This is a genomic window from Flavobacterium sp., from assembly GCF_046293665.1.
GTDB lineage: Bacteria > Bacteroidota > Bacteroidia > Flavobacteriales > Flavobacteriaceae > Flavobacterium.
This window is the reverse complement of sequence record NZ_JBKBOL010000007.1, coordinates 171495-189764: the sequence shown is the minus strand read 5'-3', so window position 1 is coordinate 189764 and position 18270 is coordinate 171495. Positions and strand designations below refer to the sequence as shown.

At 36.3% G+C, this 18270-nt stretch carries 14 protein-coding genes; 2 read left to right on the top strand and 12 right to left on the bottom strand.

The window, feature by feature from the left end; all coding sequences use genetic code 11:
* The 5 genes from ACK4R1_RS11370 to ACK4R1_RS11350 form a co-directional block, all read right to left on the bottom strand.
* The coding region (locus tag ACK4R1_RS11370; RefSeq protein ID WP_409686882.1) for a hypothetical protein at positions 1 to 1176 on the bottom strand (1176 nt) is incomplete at its 3' end.
* Positions 1177 to 1562: 386 nt separating this feature from the next.
* Positions 1563 to 2507 (bottom strand): NAD(P)H-dependent flavin oxidoreductase, encoded by a 945-nt coding sequence (locus tag ACK4R1_RS11365; RefSeq protein ID WP_409686881.1) that lies wholly within the window; start codon positions 2505 to 2507, stop codon positions 1563 to 1565.
* A 21-nt stretch (positions 2508 to 2528) separates the two neighbouring features.
* The gene (locus tag ACK4R1_RS11360; RefSeq protein ID WP_409686879.1) at positions 2529 to 4217 is read right to left on the bottom strand and encodes a S8 family serine peptidase; all 1689 of its coding nucleotides are present in this window, start codon (positions 4215 to 4217) and stop codon (positions 2529 to 2531) included.
* 27 nt (positions 4218 to 4244) lie between these two features.
* Complete coding sequence (gene mnmA, locus ACK4R1_RS11355; RefSeq protein ID WP_409686877.1) at positions 4245 to 5432, bottom strand: tRNA 2-thiouridine(34) synthase MnmA; 1188 nt, start codon at positions 5430 to 5432, stop codon at positions 4245 to 4247.
* Positions 5433 to 5552: 120 nt separating this feature from the next.
* The gene (locus ACK4R1_RS11350; RefSeq protein WP_409686875.1) at positions 5553 to 6260 is read right to left on the bottom strand and encodes a toxin-antitoxin system YwqK family antitoxin; all 708 of its coding nucleotides are present in this window, start codon (positions 6258 to 6260) and stop codon (positions 5553 to 5555) included.
* A gap of 322 nt (positions 6261 to 6582) precedes the next feature.
* On the opposite strand from ACK4R1_RS11350, the gene ACK4R1_RS11345 reads away from it, so the two are divergent.
* Positions 6583 to 7569, top strand: a complete 987-nt coding sequence (locus tag ACK4R1_RS11345; RefSeq protein ID WP_409686873.1) for a fasciclin domain-containing protein — start codon at positions 6583 to 6585, stop codon at positions 7567 to 7569.
* Positions 7570 to 7625: 56 nt separating this feature from the next.
* Here the strand turns inward: ACK4R1_RS11345 and proC are convergent, their stop codons facing one another.
* The 7 genes from proC to guaA form a co-directional block, all read right to left on the bottom strand.
* Complete coding sequence (gene proC, locus ACK4R1_RS11340; protein ID WP_409686871.1) at positions 7626 to 8426, bottom strand: pyrroline-5-carboxylate reductase; 801 nt, start codon at positions 8424 to 8426, stop codon at positions 7626 to 7628.
* A 71-nt stretch (positions 8427 to 8497) separates the two neighbouring features.
* Complete coding sequence (yidC, locus tag ACK4R1_RS11335; protein ID WP_409686869.1) at positions 8498 to 10393, bottom strand: membrane protein insertase YidC; 1896 nt, start codon at positions 10391 to 10393, stop codon at positions 8498 to 8500.
* A gap of 45 nt (positions 10394 to 10438) precedes the next feature.
* Positions 10439 to 12055 carry a CTP synthase gene (locus ACK4R1_RS11330; protein ID WP_409686867.1) on the bottom strand — a complete coding sequence of 539 codons (1617 nt, stop codon included), beginning with the start codon at positions 12053 to 12055 and terminating at the stop codon, positions 10439 to 10441.
* Positions 12056 to 12205: 150 nt separating this feature from the next.
* Positions 12206 to 12439 carry a DUF3820 family protein gene (locus ACK4R1_RS11325; RefSeq protein ID WP_409686865.1) on the bottom strand — a complete coding sequence of 78 codons (234 nt, stop codon included), beginning with the start codon at positions 12437 to 12439 and terminating at the stop codon, positions 12206 to 12208.
* A gap of 92 nt (positions 12440 to 12531) precedes the next feature.
* Positions 12532 to 12936, bottom strand: coding sequence for an OsmC family protein (locus ACK4R1_RS11320; protein WP_409686863.1), 405 nt, complete (start codon positions 12934 to 12936; stop codon positions 12532 to 12534).
* Positions 12936 to 14972, bottom strand: a complete 2037-nt coding sequence (locus ACK4R1_RS11315) for a LysM peptidoglycan-binding domain-containing protein (protein WP_409686861.1) — start codon at positions 14970 to 14972, stop codon at positions 12936 to 12938. Before ACK4R1_RS11315 ends, ACK4R1_RS11320 begins: the two co-directional genes overlap by 1 nt.
* Positions 14973 to 15067: 95 nt before the next feature.
* Entirely contained in the window at positions 15068 to 16597 is a 1530-nt protein-coding gene (gene guaA / locus ACK4R1_RS11310; RefSeq protein WP_409686859.1) for a glutamine-hydrolyzing GMP synthase, read from the bottom strand.
* A 326-nt stretch (positions 16598 to 16923) separates the two neighbouring features.
* Between guaA and ACK4R1_RS11305 the strand changes: the two genes are divergently transcribed.
* Positions 16924 to 18222: a T9SS type A sorting domain-containing protein gene (locus tag ACK4R1_RS11305; protein WP_409686858.1), complete on the top strand. Its 1299-nt coding sequence runs from the start codon at positions 16924 to 16926 to the stop codon at positions 18220 to 18222.
* Positions 18223 to 18270: the final 48 nt, after the last annotated feature.

The following is an 18270-nucleotide window of genomic DNA, read 5'->3' as shown; positions in this document are numbered from 1 at the left end:
TGCACCGCCATTGATGTTATAAGTAACCGTTGCGTTTGGTGTTCCGGTGAAAGTAAACGTTGCGCTACTTCCGGAACATGAAATTGTTGGATTAACAGTAACACTTACTGTAGGCAATGGCAATACTGTTATCGTAACAGTTGAAGAATCTGGTACGCACAAAGCAGAAGAAACCGTATAAGTAAACACGTAAGGACCACCGGCAACTGTCATACTGGAAACATCCAAAGTACCTTGAAATCCATTTGTCGTTGTGATTGGACCACTCCAAACACCTGTACTATCAGGTGTTCCTCCTAATAAATTAAACAAATTAAACGGGATTGTAGTCGCTATTTCATTAACACAAATACTTCTATTTCCGTTACTTCCGGCATCATTTAGCTCATAAATATTAACCAAAACCTCAAGTCTAATGCTACTTTCACAAGGTGGATCTACTGTAGTTGCGTAATAAAATTGCCCGTTAATCAAAGGCGTTGAAAGGTCTAAAGGTATTCCAAAGGCAGAGGTCAAATACCAATTATTATTTCCAGAAGCCACTAAATCACCAACTGTTGGAGGACTTCCCGGAATATTGCAAAACTCTTGAATAGCATTTCCTGTTGGTGTTGGAACCAATCCAACATTAACAAAAACCGAAAGTCTTGAAGTTTGGCAACCTGTGTCCGGATTAATTTGACTTATATAATATATTGTATTGTCAGTTAAAATTGCCGTCGGAGAAAGAGCAGTACCTCCGGTTGGCACTGTATACCATTGTAAATTATTTCCATTAATCACAAATTGAGGATTAGAGGGAGTCGCCTGACTCAAACTTGTCACGCAAACCCCTTGAAAGTTAGCCCCAGTTGGTGCAGAATAGATTGTAACCGTAACACTTTGTCTTGGTCCGCAATTGCCAGTATTGTCATCTACGAAATAGTCTTCGCCATTGACCAATGCCGTTGAATTGGTTAGCTGTATATTTGAAGTTGCTGTAGCATACCATTTAACACCACCTCCATTATCCGTAGCTTGTAAACTAGCGATTGTAGGCGATTGGACATCACAAAAAGATTGAGTTGCGTTTGTTACTGTTGGACATTGAGAATAAACAAAACCATTCTGCCCAAATAGTGTTAGCATCAAAACACAATAAAAGAGATAATTTTTGGCGAGAGTAGTTATTCTCATAAGCAGTTCTATTAAATACTATTTAAATCCGTACAACATCACTCCTTTTCATTTGTGATAATAAAACTTCAACCATTAAAAAGTAAAAGACCGAGTCAAGAATCTACAGTATCAGTCAAAGTGAAATTACCACCACTATATTACTTATAATTTCGCCGGTAAATTTTGACTTATTAAAATGTTATAAACAAAATAATCAACATTATTAACAACTTCTTAACATCACCATATCATTGCAACGCATTGAAATATAGCCGTTTAAAAATATTAAATTAAAACAAAGAAAGTTGTTAATATTTTTTTGAATCTCTTAAAAAAATAAAAATTGTTAACAAGTTTACTTCTAAAGCCAAACTCATTAACAATAAAATATAAAACTAAAGCGGTTAAAGAATCGGAGACTGTAACTGTTGTTTGACCAATTCAAATTCGGAAATGATTTCTGTTACAATGTCTTCAACCGATTTCACATTATGAATCAATCCTGCAATTTGTCCAATTTCCAATTCTCCCTCTATCAAATCTCCTTCAAACATACCTCGTTTGGCCCTGGCTCTACCTAAAAGGGCTTTTAGCTCTTCAGGCGTCGGACATTTTGCATACAATTCTTGAATATCGTTATAAAATTTATTTTTTATCAAACGAACCGGTGCCAATTCTTTTAAAGTTAATTGCGTATCTCCTTCTTTTGTATTGATTATAGTATTCTTGAAATTATCATGGGCTGAACTTTCAAAAGAAGCTGCGAAACGAGAACCCATTTGTACGCCATCAGCACCTAAAACCATTGCGGCCAACATGCCTCGTCCACTAGCAATACCTCCGGCAGCAATCAAGGGAATTGAGATTTGTTCTTTGACCATTGGAATCAAAGTTAATGTTGTTGTTTCTTCTCTTCCATTATGACCACCAGCTTCGAAACCTTCGGCTACTACAGCATCAACTCCTGCCTCTTGTGCTTTTAGAGCAAACTTAGAACTGCTTACCACATGAACTACAGTAATGCCATTTTCTTTTAAATAAGTTGTCCAAGTCTTAGGATTTCCTGCAGAGGTAAAAACGATTTTCACCCCTTCTTCAATAATAATTTGGATGATTTCTTCAACATTAGGATACAACATTGGCACATTAACCCCAAAAGGTTTTTCTGTGGCAATTTTACATTTTTGAATATGCTCTCTCAAAACATCGGGATACATAGAACCGGCTCCAATTAAACCTAATCCGCCTGCATTGCTCACTGCACTAGCTAATTTATAGCCACTGTTCCATATCATTCCGCCTTGAACAATTGGGTATTTAATCTTGAAAAGTTGGGTGATTTTATTCATTTAAATAAAAATGCTTAAAATTTAATGCTTGATGATTTTTCCGGATTGTTCCAATGTATTGCTCTTGATTTTATAATAATACATTCCGGAGGTCAATTGTTCTAACGAAAGTGATTGGTTAGAAAAAATTTCTTTCTCTAAAACCATTTGGCCTACATTATTAAAAAGAGACATGTTAGCTACTTCAAAACCATTTGGAAAAGAAACTGAAATTACATTGTTAGTCGGATTCGGATACACTAAAAATCTACCAACAGTATTATCATTTACTGAAAGTTGGGCCATATTTAATGCCAATTGCAAATCGGGAATTCCATAACCATATTGATTTGTTGGATTCAAAAACCTATCGGCTGACTGTTTCACAAAATCAACGACTTGCTGGTTGGATGCCCAAGGAATCGCTTGCCAAAAACTGGCAATCGCCCCAGCCATAACCGGACAAGAAAAGGAAGTTCCGCTTGCTGTGACAACATTTCCAGAAGTATTTGCTAAAGTAGTACCTTGTCCTTTGGCCATAACATCAGGCTTGACTCTTCCATCGAAACTTGGTCCTATAGAACTAAAAGTAGCATATTGTTCATTAAATTGAACGGCGCCAACTGCCAAAACATTAGTTGCTTCAGCCGGAACACCAACATGTGGATTGGCTGAATTTCCAGAATTTCCTGCACTAGCCAACACTATCATCCCCTTACTAAAAGCAATATTAGCGCCTTGAGATGCGAAGGCTTTATCTCCGGTCATATCAGCATAAGAATAACTGTAGTTTGGATTATCATAACCAAAATAACCTAATGAAGTTGAAATCACATCAGCTCCAACCCTATCGGCTTCTTCTGCAGCTTGAACCCAATAACTTTCTTCGACCGGATTTTCACTTAAAACATCTTCAGTTATGTATAAATAATATTGTGCATCTGGTGCCGTTCCTACTAATTGTCCATCGACAAAAGCAGCCATACACGACAACGCCATAGTTCCGTGATTGTGGGTTGAAAAAACATCGGTATTGCCGCCTACATAGTTATATCCGCCTAGATACAAACCATTGTTAAACATTCTGTTAAATGGAATAATGGTATTAACTGCAGAAAAACCGGAATCCATTACCGCAATGATTTTGCCTGAACCGGTAAAATCTTGTTGGTGCAATAAATGTGCATTAAGCATCGAAACCTGATTCAAAGAATTGCCATAGGCGAAAGTTTCTTGAGTGTCTAATTGTTTATTAACGGAGTTAATAGTGGCCTGCTGAGGCATTTTTGCATTTAAAGAATGATTTGCATAGCGAATGTGATTGACAAAAGTCAAATTTACCAAAGCATCAATATCTGCAACATTTCCACGGACATGAAGACAATTTAGCCACTTGGATTGAGCTTTAACTTCAATTCCTTCGACTGCCGAAATTTGGTCAATGTATGATTGTTCAATTGGCGCATCACTTACATCTAAAGCAATGCCTTGTGCTGTTCTCCTATCCAATGCTCTTTGGGTTAACATAGATAACGGATTGTCTAAAAAAGTTTGTGCGTTGGGTTTGTCATTAAAATAAACCCAAGCATCTTCTTGAGCAAATCCTAAAAAACTAAATAGGAAAAATGCAATAAGTAATGGTGTTTTACTCACAAGTGAATAATTGGTTTTTAATCGTTGTTCGCGACCCGAGCCTAAAAGGCGAACTGATGTAATACTCTTCGATTTCATAGCCTTTCCTTTTTGTAATGTGCTAATTTAAGAAATAACTCCTGAACCAACTAATTCATCGCCGATATTCCAAGCAACAAACTGTCCTTCTGTGATAGCCGATTGCGGCTCCGCAAAAGAAACATACAAACCACTTTCGAATTGGTATAAAGTTGCTTTTTGTAAAGCTTGACGGTATCGAATTCGCGCCATAACTTCAAGCGTTTCTCCATTTTTTAAAGCCAAATCTTCTCGTATCCAATGAATTTCGGAAGGTTGCACTTTTAATGTCTTTTTGAACAAACCAGGATGATTGGCTCCTTGTCCGGTATAAATGGCATTGGTTTTTACATCTGTAGCGATGATAAAAAGAGCTTCTTTGGTTCCACCAACGTTCAATCCTTTTCTTTGTCCGATAGTAAAATAATGAGCGCCTTGGTGTTTGCCTACTACTTTTCCGTTGTCTGATGTATACGAAATACCTTCTGCTTCAAACGCTAATTGCTCTTCAAGTGAATTGAACTTAGGTGATTCTTGACCATAAATCTTATCATCGGAAGCAATTTCATAAATCAAGCCTTCTTTGGGTTGTAATTGTTGTTGTAAAAATTCGGGCAAACGCACTTTACCGATAAAACAAAGTCCTTGGGAATCTTTCTTCTCGGCTGTTACCAAATCTAATTTCATGGCAATGTCTCGGACTTCCGGTTTGGTTAATTCGCCTATTGGAAACAACGATTTCGCTAATTGATCTTGCGATAATTGACACAGAAAATACGATTGGTCTTTGTTGGCATCTATTCCGGCTAATAATTGAAAAATTTCTTTCCCGTCTTTTTCGATAGTTCCTTTTCGGCAATAATGTCCGGTAGCAACATAATCGGCACCAAGACTTAATGCGATTTTCATAAAAACATCAAACTTAATTTCGCGATTGCATAATACATCTGGATTTGGTGTGCGACCTTGTTCATATTCTTTGAACATATAGTCTACGATTTTCTCTTTGTATTGTTCGCTTAAATCAACTGTTTGGAATGGAATCCCGAGTTTTTCGGCAACGAGTAGTGCATCGTTACTATCTTCGAGCCACGGACATTCATTGGAAATGGTAACCGAATCATCATGCCAATTCTTCATAAAAAGCCCTATGACTTCATAGCCTTGTTCTTTTAATAAATATGCAGCAACACTAGAATCAACACCTCCGGAAAGTCCGACAACAACTCTTTTCATTTTATTCAGCAAAATTTTGTTGCAAAGTTAACCCAAAATCCGAATAATATCACATTCAAATATCAGTTAAAACAATGAAGTGGTAAGCAAAATTTATTTCATTAAAATAATCCTAAAGATTTATTCTACTGGCTGTTTAGGCATTTTAGGTCTTTTGAAGTTTTTGCTTTGGTAGTTCATGTTAACATCCTTGAGCTTTCCCTTTTCAAGAACTTTCCACATACCAACTTTTTTTCCGTTTTTAAAATGACCCTGGCCGGAAACGTTATTTGTAGCATCTCGGTAAATGGCCAAACCATCTAATTGATTGTTTGAGTAATTACTTTCTTCTAATACAACCGTATTTTCGGCATAACTTTTATACATTCCTTCTTTGACACCATTTTTATAAGTAGTTTCTTCAGCGATTTGTCCGCTTTTGTAAAATACTTTTCTAATTCCATTCAGTTTACCTTTTTCATAAAATTCTAAAGTCATTATTTGAGGAGAATCGAAATGGTAATATTTCCATTCACCTTCAAACTCTTTATTGACCACTTTTCCTTCACTAACCTTACTCCCTTTTTGATTGTAAAAAATTGTGTAACACGAATTGTCTTTAGCGTTAAAATCCCTAGTTGCTATTACAGTTCCTGCTCTGGTATCATCAAAAAATTTAAATAGGCCAACTTCTTTTCCATGTTCGAAAACACCTTCATACCTTGGTCGCTTTGACTCTTCATAGATGCCTTTCCATAATCCGTGTTTCTTGCCATTCTCGTCTAGTTTGTTGAAATCTTGGGCAAAAAGTACAGCAGCTTGTAACAAAAAAAAGAAAATATATTTCATGAGAAATGTTTTTATTTAGGTATAAAATCTGAGTTGCAAATTTAAAGTTATTATGTAAACGAAGAATTTAAATTTTTAGTATACCTCATTTTGTTAAAAATAGTTTAAAAGCAACTCCGTACTTTGTTTAACTTTTAGAGCTTAATTTATTTTAAAAAAATAACAATATCACCTATTAAATCTTTAACAGACTGTTTTATCGGCATTTGCAAACGCTAAACAAAACTGTTAAAGTATTTATAAATGATAGTTTTGTTTATTCTTTTTTGACTTTTGTTAAACAATGTTTTATAATTTAGCCGAAACATTAAACAAAATAACCATGAAAAATCTAATCAAAAAAATCTCAATTGCATGCATTGCATTAACAATGTTATCTTGTAGTGATGACGAAAGTGGAACACCACAACAACAAACTATTGCAGATATTGCAGCAGGAAACGCAGAGTTTTCAACTTTAGTAACTGCTTTGAATCGAACCGGATTGACAGCAACTCTTGACGGAGCCGGACAGTTTACTGTATTTGCTCCAACAAATAGCGCATTCAACACATTTTTCGCCTCACTTGGTGCAAACGTGAATGTTAATAATGTTGACGTGAATGTATTGAGAAGTATTTTATTAAACCACGTAATTGGTTCAGAAATATTTAGCGATGCAATTCCTGCTTCTACTTACGTTTCCACACTTTCCCCGTTTAGTGCGGCAACAAACTCACCAACCATTAGCATGTTTGTTCAAAAATCTGGAGCAACAGTAACATTAAATGGTGGTATTGACAGCAAAGGTGCGGTTGTAACTACTGCCGATGTTGATGCAAGTAATGGTGTAATTCATATTGTAAATAGAGTTATTCAAATTCCTACTTTGGTAGATCATGTGATCGACAACCCTGAATTTGAAACTTTACAAACAGTTGTAACAGGTACTGATCAAGCTGCTGTTTTGTCCGCTTTGTCAGGACTTACTGCTTCAGCTCCTGCCACTCTTTTTGCTCCAAATAATGCTGCATTTACAACGGCATTGGGCACAGGTGGTTTTGCTAATGGCGCAACAGCTGCTCAAGTCACTAAAGTGTTGCAGTACCACGTTACTACCGCTGGAAATGTTCGTTCAACTCAACTGACAAATAATCAAGTTGTTCCTATGTTTACAGATCCTGTTCAAAATACAACTGTTATTTTAGGAACTAACACAGTAGACATTCGTGATACGGCAAATAATTTATCAAGAGTATTTCAAGCAGATATTCAAGCTTCTAATGGTGTAATTCACGGTGTGAATAGAGTTTTGCAACCTGCCCTGTAATAATAAAAATTGCTGTGAAAAGCTCAAAAGCGCAACTTTAAGTAGTTGCGCTTTTTTTATGAACCTAATTCTTTTGCTCTATCATTCGCAGCTTTTACTGCACCGACTATAGTCCTTTCTAAACTACCTTTTTCAAAAACTCGTAGCGCACTTTCCGTAGTCCCGCCTTTGGAAGCCACTTTAGCAATCCATTCCTGGTTGGACAAGGAATAGCTGTTTTGAATGGCTACCGAACCCATAAACGTTTGATTGACCAATAGCTCAGCTTCCGATTCGTTAAACCCTAAATCAACTGCGGCCTTTATCATCGATTGCATAAAATAAAAGACATAAGCCGGACCGCTTCCGGAGATTGCTGTCGCAGCATCGATAAGTTTTTCATTTTCTACATAAACTGATTTTCCGGTGGTATTGATTAAATTTTGAATGATGAACAATTCCTTTCTATCCACATTTGCCGAAGCGGTAAAAACGGTCATTCCCATTCCGATTTGAGTTGGAATATTAGGCATCGAACGAACGATTTTAGTACATGTCAATTGCTTTTCTATAGTGGCTAAAGTAATTCCGGCCATAACCGAGAAAATGATTTGAGAATCTTTTAAAAAAGGCTTTATGGCTTCTGCCAAAATACTGAAATCTTGTGGCTTTACAGCCAAAATGACGATATCAAAATCACCTATTTCACTAGATGCTTGAGTTGAAAAATTACCTTTCGGGATGCCACTTTCTGTAGCTGAAAAGTGATTGCTTCTTACCAAAACAAAAATATCCTCCGGTTTAATAAATCTCGAACTGATAAAACTGTTGGCATAGGTTTTCCCCATGTTGCCGTAACCGATAATTAGTACCTTCATTGCTTAAAAATAAAAAACTCTGTTTAAAGGTATATTTTTAAACAGAGTTTTGAAAATTTATGATTCGGAAATTATTTCTTTTTGTTTTGGAGCTTTTTCTGCTCTTCCGCTTGTTCCATCATTTCACGCATTTTTCTTTGGAATTTGCCTTCTGTTTTTGGTTTGGCTTTATTCTCTTGAATTTGAGCGTGAATTTTATCACTATCGATAAAATACTTTTTAATCACCAACATAATTCCGATGGTAATTAAGTTGGAAATAAAGTTATACAAACTCAATCCTGAACCGTAATTATTGAAGAACAACAACATCATTACCGGCGATAAATAAATCATGATTTTCATAATTTTACCCATGTCAGGCATACCGTCTTGTGGTGGTTGTGACATCATTTGGTCGCCCGAAGTCATTTTCATGTAGAAGAAAATTGCAATAGAAGCCAAAATTGGAAACAAACTAATATGATCACCATAAACCGGAATATAGAAAGGTAATTTTACGATTTCGTCAAAAGAAGACAAATCGTCTGCCCAAAGAAATCCTTTTTGTCTCAACTCAATCGCCGAAGGAAAAAATTGGAACGAAGCATACATAAACGGAATTTGTATCAATGCCGGAATACAACCAGCCATCGGATTTACGCCGGCTTTGTTGTACAACTTCATGGTTTCCTGTTGCTTTTTCATTGGATCTTTCTTGAATTTTTCTCCAATTTCCATGATTTCAGGACGCAATACTTTCATCTTGGCTTGCGACAAAAATGATTTAAAAGTAATTGGCGACATGGCAATCTTAATTAAAATCGTAAACACGATAATTGCAATTCCCAATCCCATAAATGTACTCAAGAAACCAAACAATGGCACGAAAATGAATTTATTGATCCAACCGAAAATACCCCAACCTAATGGAATAATTTCGTCTAAGTTTCTATCGTAATCATTTAAAATCGTGTAATCAGACGGCCCGTAATACCAATTCATTTTATAATCTAATTCGCCATTAGTAAACGCTAAGGCTGAAGCAGTTTTGAATTCTTTGGTAAAAGTAGTATCTATATTTTCATCGTTTACTAAATCATTTGACTTCAATTTAGCCGATTCAAAAGGCGTTTTCGTCAACAAAATTGAAGTGAAAAAATGCTGTTTGTAAGCAATGTAAGTTACTTTTTCAGGCGTTTCTTCTTTGTCTTTTCCTTGACCAACATAATCATCTTTTCCGTCTTCATATTCGAATACGATTTCGGCATAGCGGTTTTCATAAGCAATACTCTTCTCATTTCTGTAAGCTTTCAAATCCCATTGAAAATCTACCGGTTTTGAAGTATTTAAAGCTGTATTCAACCCTTGGGAACGAATGTCAAAATCAAGCATGTAATCTTTTGGTTTCAACACATATTTGTATTCCAAGAAGGCATTGGCGCTTGACTTCAACTTCATCGAAAGTACTTGATTACCATCAACGTTTGTTAAGGTCGGCTCAAAGAATAAATCTTTGGTATTCAACACCCGGTTATCTTTAGTCATCAACTGCAAGTTGAAACTGGCATTATTTTTTTTGATTAGCTCCACTAGTTCTTTCGAATTCTTATCAAACTTTTTATAGTTTTTTAAAGTAGCTTCTGAGATGTAACCACCTTTATTAGCGACTTTCAATACCATGAATTCATTTTCGATGGTGGTGAAGTTTTCTTTTGCAGAAGGCAAAGTAGCCGAGTAAGCGAAACTACCTAACGCGCCTTGAAGTTTTTGAATTTTAACCGAATCGGCAACTGTAGTATCGGTGATTGTTTTAGCTACTTCTTTTGTTGTTTCACTTTTAACCTTTTCCTGAGTTACTTTTTCTGTTTCAGTTTTGTCTTGCTTTTTTACTTCATCTTGTCTGTTGTTATACATCATCCAAAGGATAATCACAAAGATTAAAGCAAAACCGATAATCGAATTAAAATCAAATTTCTTTTGTTCCATTTTTATATAATTGAGCTTTAAGCAATAGGCTTTAAGCAATAAGCATTATTTTTTATGTTTTACCATTGCGGCCACAAAGCTAACGAAAATTGGGTGTGGATTTGCAACAGTACTCTTATATTCCGGATGGTATTGCACTCCGATGAAAAAAGGGTGACTCTTAATCTCGATAACTTCTACCAAACCGGTATCAGGATTTACGCCCGATGCAGTTAAACCCGCTTCTTCAAGCTGCTTTCTGTACACATTATTAAACTCATAGCGATGACGATGGCGTTCTTGAATTTGGCTTTTGCCATAAATATTGTAGGCCAAACTTCCTTCTGTCAAGTCACATTTCCAAGCACCTAAACGCATCGTTCCACCTTTGTCGGTGATGGTCTTTTGTTCTTCCATGATAGAAATTACGGGATGTTTGGTTTCTTCATTCATCTCGGTAGAATTGGCATCTTTCAACCCAAGAACATTTCTGGAATATTCAATCACGGCCATTTGCATGCCCAAACAAATTCCGAAAAACGGAATGTTATTTTCCCTAGCATATCGAACCGTATCAATCTTTCCTTCGATTCCGCGACCACCAAAACCCGGTGCTACTAAAATTCCGTCTAAACCTTGCAATTGTTCTGCCGCACTCGATGCATCAAGATATTCCGAGTGAATACTGACTACGTTTACTTTAGTCTGATTCGCAGCACCGGCGTGAATAAACGCTTCTAAAATCGATTTATAGGAATCTTGTAATTCTACATATTTTCCAACCAAGCCAACATTAACGGTTTGTTTTGGATGTTTTAATCGGTGTAAAAAAGTGTTCCAATTTTTTAAATCAGGAGCCGCTTTTTTGGGTAAGTTTAATTTCTTTAAGGCAACGATATCTAAACCTTCTTCCAACATTAAATTCGGCACTTCATAAATCGTTGAAGCATCAATCGACTGGATTACGGCTTCGCGTTTTACGTTACAAAATAGCGCTAATTTTTGACGCAATTCGTCTGACAATTCATGTTCGGTTCTACATACTAGAATATCCGCTTTGATTCCGCTTTCCATCAAAGTTTTTACCGAGTGTTGCGTTGGTTTCGTTTTCAATTCTCCGGCTGCCGCCAAATAAGGTACTAAAGTCAAGTGAATTACTAACGAATTAGATTCGCCCAACTCCCAAACCAATTGACGCACAGACTCGATGTAAGGCAGCGATTCGATATCACCGACCGTTCCACCGATTTCTGTAATTACGATGTCAAAATCGCCTGATTGTCCAAGCAACTGCATGCGATCTTTAATTTCGTTGGTGATGTGAGGCACGACTTGAACTGTTTTTCCTAAAAACTCACCTCTTCGCTCCTTTTCAATTACAGAAAGATAGACTCTTCCGGTAGTTACGTTATTCGCTTGCGAAGTTGGAACGTTTAAGAAACGCTCGTAATGTCCTAAATCCAAATCGGTTTCAGCTCCGTCATCCGTAACGAAACATTCTCCGTGTTCATAAGGATTTAAAGTTCCCGGATCGACATTGATGTAAGGATCAAACTTTTGTATGGTCGTTCGATATCCTCTGGCCTGTAGTAACTTGGCTAGAGAAGCTGCGATGATTCCCTTTCCCAGAGAAGATGTCACACCGCCGGTAACAAAAATGTATTTTGTTTGAGTTTGGTTCATTATAAATTGAGTTGTTGTGTTGTTGTTGTAAAAAACGAGGCAAAAGTACTGATTTAATTTGAAGATTTAAAGATTTGAAGATTTGAAAATTATTTTTTCTGTTGATTAAAAACAACTAATACATCTTCAAATTTTCAAATCTTTAAATCTTCAAATTGACTTTGGATATTGCTTTTTGATATTGCGTACCAATTCTTCCAAACCGTTTAATTTGAGTTCGTAAACGAGTTGGAGTTGTTCTCCTAATTGTCCTTTGGGGAAACCTTTTTGAGAATACCAAACCACATAATATTCAGGCAAGTCTATTAAATAGTAGCCTTCATATTTGCCGAACGGCATTTTGGTATGGGCGAGTTTTATTAAGAGTTGTTGCTGGGAATTCATAAAAAGAAAATAGAATAAAGAATATAGAACATAGACTTTGAAATTACTGAGAAAGAAATCTATGTTCTGTTTTCTATTCTCTTTATTCTAAATTATTTCCAATTAAAAACAATTTCCCTTTTGATATCAGGATGCAAGCTGAAATGTACCGGACAAGTCAATGCGGTTCTTTCTAAGATAGTTTTGGTTTTTTCATCGGCTTCTACATTCATTTCAAAAGTCACGTGAATTTCAGAAATTCTTCTTGGATCAGCGGCCATAATCTTAGTTACCTCTGCGGTTGAACCTAAAAAGTCAACTCCCATTTCGCGCGCTTTAATTCCCATGACAGTAAACATGCAACTGGCGAATCCATTGGCTACAGTATCGGTTGGAGAAAAAGCTTCACCTTTGCCGTTATTGTCTAATGGCGCATCGGAAATGATTTCGCTTCCGGATTGTAAATGAATTGAAGACGTTCTTAAATCTCCTAAATAAGTAACTTTTGAAGTAGGCATTATAAAGCTTCTTTAATGGTTAAATCGGTATCATAATACAAAATATAGATTCCGTTATTAGAATAGCCGTAAGTCGAATTTTGGGTGTAATCGAATTTGTTTTCTATTTGCTCTGAAGCATCGGTTTGGATGGTTTCTTCAAAAGTTTTTCCCTGAGACAAACGCAACAAAACATCAAACGTTACATCGAAACCTCGAATAGCATATTGATTGGGAATAATTTTATTAAGCTTTTTATATTTAGCATCAAACTGATTGGCTTCATCCGTTTCGTTTGGTCTTGATAATGATGGATAAAGCAATTTCAACTTGGTCAAACGAGTTAAAGAAATCTCTTCAAAATCAAGCGTTTCATTAGGCTCCATAATCACCAATTGTACTTGATATTCTTTTTGGGCATTCAACAAAGCATTTGTCGTTGCTAAAATCATCCCTGTACTTTCGGAAGCCAAGACCACATAATTCATTCTATCTTTTAACAGATGAATTCTCAAGCTATCTGCTATAAAAGAACCTTTGGCATTTAACCCAACCAGCTTTGTCTCACTTTGCATCTCCTGAATATATTGCTTGACACTGCCTTTTTTAGCATCAACCACAGCAATAATATTGCCTCGCTTAGCTTTCATAAAGTCAAAAATGGAACCTCGCATTTGCTCTAAAGACGGCATGGATTGATACAGGTTGGTGTATTTTTGCCCCACTTCTTTAGACAATGGAGAAATTACAGGTGTTTTAGTTGGCTCCACTAACTCTGCTAATTTCTCCACATTAGATTGATAAAAAGGACCGATGATGGCGTCCATACTAACCAAATTATTTTGTTGCACTAAGCTCGCAACATTGGAAGTACTTTTGGTTTCTTGAGAATCTAAAATTTTAATATCAACATTCATTCCTAAAACCTTTGCCGAATCAATTGCCATCAAAGCACCGGAATAAAAATCTAAAGTCAGATTTAAAAATTTATCTTTTTTGAGACGTGCTTGGGTAGAATTAACCGTATCGCTTTCAATTTTACTGATATTAAAAGGCAAAAGTAATGCGAGTTGTTTCCTCGCATTAGTGTTTAAATTCTTCATCAGATTGCCTTGCTCCTTTTTGGGGATATTTATTTTTTGACCCATGGGAACGCGCAATATCATGCCGAGTTTTACGCCTTTCTTTAATTCTGGATTGAGTTGGATTAATTCCGTTTCAGAGATCCCGAAATCGGCAGCAATACTTTGAATGGTTTCTTTTGGTTTGACCACATATTCTTGTAAATACTTTTTACCTGAATTCGGATTAACGACTGCCGGTTTATCCTTAATCGGTTCAGCCGATTCAACAGATTTTGAAACCGATGCCGGAGCATTTCCGGAAACCACTAATTTCAAACCCACCGGAAAATCACTTACAATCGCCGGATTAAGTCTTTCCAACTCTTGAATGGTCATCCCATATTTTTTCGAAATTCCATATTTAGTTTCCTTTGGTTCGATAACGTGATAAGTTGTATTTCCTTTTAGGGTTTCAACTTTTGGTTCTGCTTTCACGACAGGTTTTGGGGTTTCCTTAATTGTTTCTTTTGAAGGTGATACAATTGCAGTACCACCTACAGAACTACCATTTGATGCAGGAATTTTTATTGTTTGCCCAATTTTCAAACCTTCCTTCAACAAATCAGCATTAGCTTCTTTTAGAGCGTCAACCGTAACATTATATTGTCTTGAAAGACTGAACAAGGTTTCTTTAGGCTGTACCAAATGAGTGGTAACACTAGAACTTGCTTTAGGCTGTGTTTGCTTGGGCGGAATTACAGTAGATTCTGCCGATGAAGGCGGAATTAACAAAACACTATTCAATTCGATTCCGTTTTGAGAATCTGGGTTTAGTTTATAAATATCGAAAGGAGTAACCTTATATTTTTGAGCGATTAACGTGATAGTTTCTCCTTTGGCAACGGTGTGCTTGACATATTTATCTTGTCTTGCCATCATAGAGGTAATGGTTACTAAGACAAAAAGCAGTGAGAAAATAATTCGGTTTTTCATAAATTGGTCATTTATTTAACGTTAAAGTTAACAAAACTTTTGACTTGCAATCTTTATTGCATTATTTTTCATTAACTTTTTTATGTTAACAAAAACTATTCCCATTCTATAGTAGCAGGTGGTTTTGAGCTGATGTCATACACTACTCTATTTACCCCTTTTACTTTATTGATAATTTCGTTAGAGATTTTCATCAAGAAATCATACGGTAAATGAACCCAATCCGCCGTCATTCCGTCGGTTGATTCTACGGCACGAAGCGCCACTACTTTTTCATAAGTACGCTCGTCACCCATAACACCTACACTGTTGACAGGCAACAATATAGCTCCGGCTTGCCAAACTTTATCATACAAACCGTGTTCTTTCAATCCGTTAATAAAAACGGCATCAACCTCTTGTAGAATCCTTACTTTTTCAGGGGTTATTGCTCCTAAAATTCTGATGGACAATCCAGGTCCAGGAAAAGGATGTCTTCCTAAAAGTTCCGGGTCGATGCCCAATGTTTTTCCAACTCGACGCACTTCATCTTTGAAAAGCATACGCAAAGGTTCCACGATTTGGAGTTTCATAAAATCCGGTAAACCGCCAACATTATGATGCGATTTTATTGTTGCTGATGGTCCTTTTACCGAAACCGATTCGATTACATCAGGATAAATTGTGCCTTGCGCCAACCATTTTACCTCTTCAATATGATGAGCTTCATCATCAAACACTTCGATAAAAACACGACCGATAGCTTTACGTTTAGCTTCAGGCTCTTCTATTCCGTCTAAGGCTGAAAGAAAGCGTTCAGAAGCATCAACGCCTTTAACGTTTAAGCCCATGTCTTTGTATTGGTGCAATACGTTTTCGAATTCGTTTTTGCGCAGTAACCCATTATTTACAAAAATACAATACAGGTTTTTGCCAATGGCTTTGTGTAACAAAACAGCCGCAACAGTTGAATCTACACCGCCGGAAAGTCCTAAAACTACTTTGTCATTGCCTACTTTTTCTTGTAAATCTTTTACACACTCTTCTACGAAGGCGTTTGGTGTAAAATTCTGAGGCACTTCAGCAATTTTGACCAAGAAGTTTTCCAAAATTTGCTTTCCGTCAGTGGAATGATATACTTCTGGATGGAATTGAATGCCATAAGTCTTTTCTCCTTCAATGCGATAAGCGGCATTGGCTACGTCTTTGGTACTGGCTAACAATATCCCGTTCGTTGGTAATTGCTTAATGGTATCACTGTGACTCATCCAAACCTGACTATTTAAAGCTACTTCTTCGAAAAAGGCTTCGTCATCCTTAACATAGGACAAATTCGCTCTACCGTATTCGCGAATGTTACTCGGTGCAACTTCACCACCATTGAAATGGGCTAAATATTGCGCTCCATAACAAACAGCCAGCAGAGGCATTTTACCGCGAATTTGAGATAAATCAGGATGAGGAGCATCTTCTGCTCTTACGGAATAAGGGCTACCCGAAAGGATAACTGCTTTGTAGGACGATAAATCATCTGGAAAATGATTGAAAGGGAAAATTTCGCAGAATATATTTAATTCGCGAACGCGGCGTGCAATAAGTTGTGTGTATTGCGAACCGAAATCTAAAATAAGTACGTTGTGTTGCATGCGCAAAAGTACTATTCCTATTTGAAAAATAAAAACGCAATTTTACATTAATACAAATTAAAAAAGCTTTAGTTGATGTTTGTTTGGTTTATTTCTAGCCAATCAAAAATACCTCTAAAAACTAAAAATCAATTAGCGTGATTAAAATTCACAAATAATCCGGTTTTGGCTAATTTTCATTCCTAAAAAATCATTACTTGTATGGTTGAAGTATAGGCCGATTAATTTGTTTTCGATATGAAAAATAAAACTTGTATAGTTTGTATAGCATCGCATTATTGATATCCTAAAAAAGAATAACTTAATTTAGCAAAAAATCAAAACTTATGAGTAAAAATTACAAAAAAACCATTTCACTACTAACACTTTTGATTGCGATGATTTCATCACAATATGTTAGTGCCAAAGTAACGCCAGAAACTTCGGCTTGTTCACAAACTTCTAATGAAGCACAACCCGGATTGGGAGCGTTCACTATCGGATACACAGCAACATTTGAAACTGTTGGTAACAACGTTATTATTACCTTTGAACTATTAGACACTGATAAAGTAGGCGTAATAGCTTATTTGTGGCAACAAACACCTTTTGGCGAAACGCCAATGACCAATACATCAGGGCTTATTTTTACTTCAACTCTTACTGGTCAAACAGTTGGGTCGACCATCACCTACGCTTGTAAATTTGCTTATGCCGGAGGTCTTTCGGTTACAAAATATATTAGTTATGTGGTTGGTGATACTTGTGGTGGAGGTGGAACTGATACTGAAGCTCCAACAAATTTCACCGCTTCTGTAGGAACTATTACATCATCGTCTGTACAATTACTATTGAATGCTACTGACAATTCGGGATCTGTTATTTATAATGTAACTTATGGTGCCAACTCGACATCAACTACAGGTGTTTCAGGAATTCAAAAATCGTTAATAATTAATGGGTTAACACCAGAGACAGCGTATTCCTTTAGTGTTTCCGCAAGTGATTTATCTGGAAACAATGCCGCAAATAATCCGATTGTACTGCAAGCGACCACATTGGCAAACACCAATACGCAGTGTTCCGGAACTACTGCCGAGGCACAACAAGGTACCTTTACTACCGGATACAACTATAATTTTGTCACCAATGGAACTGACGTTACTTTTACTTTTGAAATGCTTGATACGGATAAAGTTGGCGTAATCGCTTACTTGTGGCAACAAACACCTTTTGGAGAAACACCAATGGACAATATTTCCGGACTAATTTTTTCTAAAACAATTACCGGTTTAACTGTTGGTTCAACGGTTAGTTATGCCTGTAAATTTGCTTACGCAGGCGGTTTGGTTGTAACTAGATATTTTGATTATACTGTCGGGAACGCTTGTCAACTTAGTCTTGATGAAACTGAATTGAATAGCTCAATTAAATTGTATCCGAATCCTGCAAAAAGTATTTTGAATGTGGAATCCAATTTATTACCGGTATCTAAAATTGAGTTTTATTCTATCTTAGGAAACAAGGTAATGGAAACTTCTTTTATTGAGACAATCAATATTGATAATTTATCAAGCGGTATGTATTTGGTAAAAGTTTATACAGAGAATAATCAATTTGCTATTAAAAAGTTGATTATAGAATAAGAGTTTTCATTTATTTATAAGTTAATAATACGCAGGAAAAAAGGCATC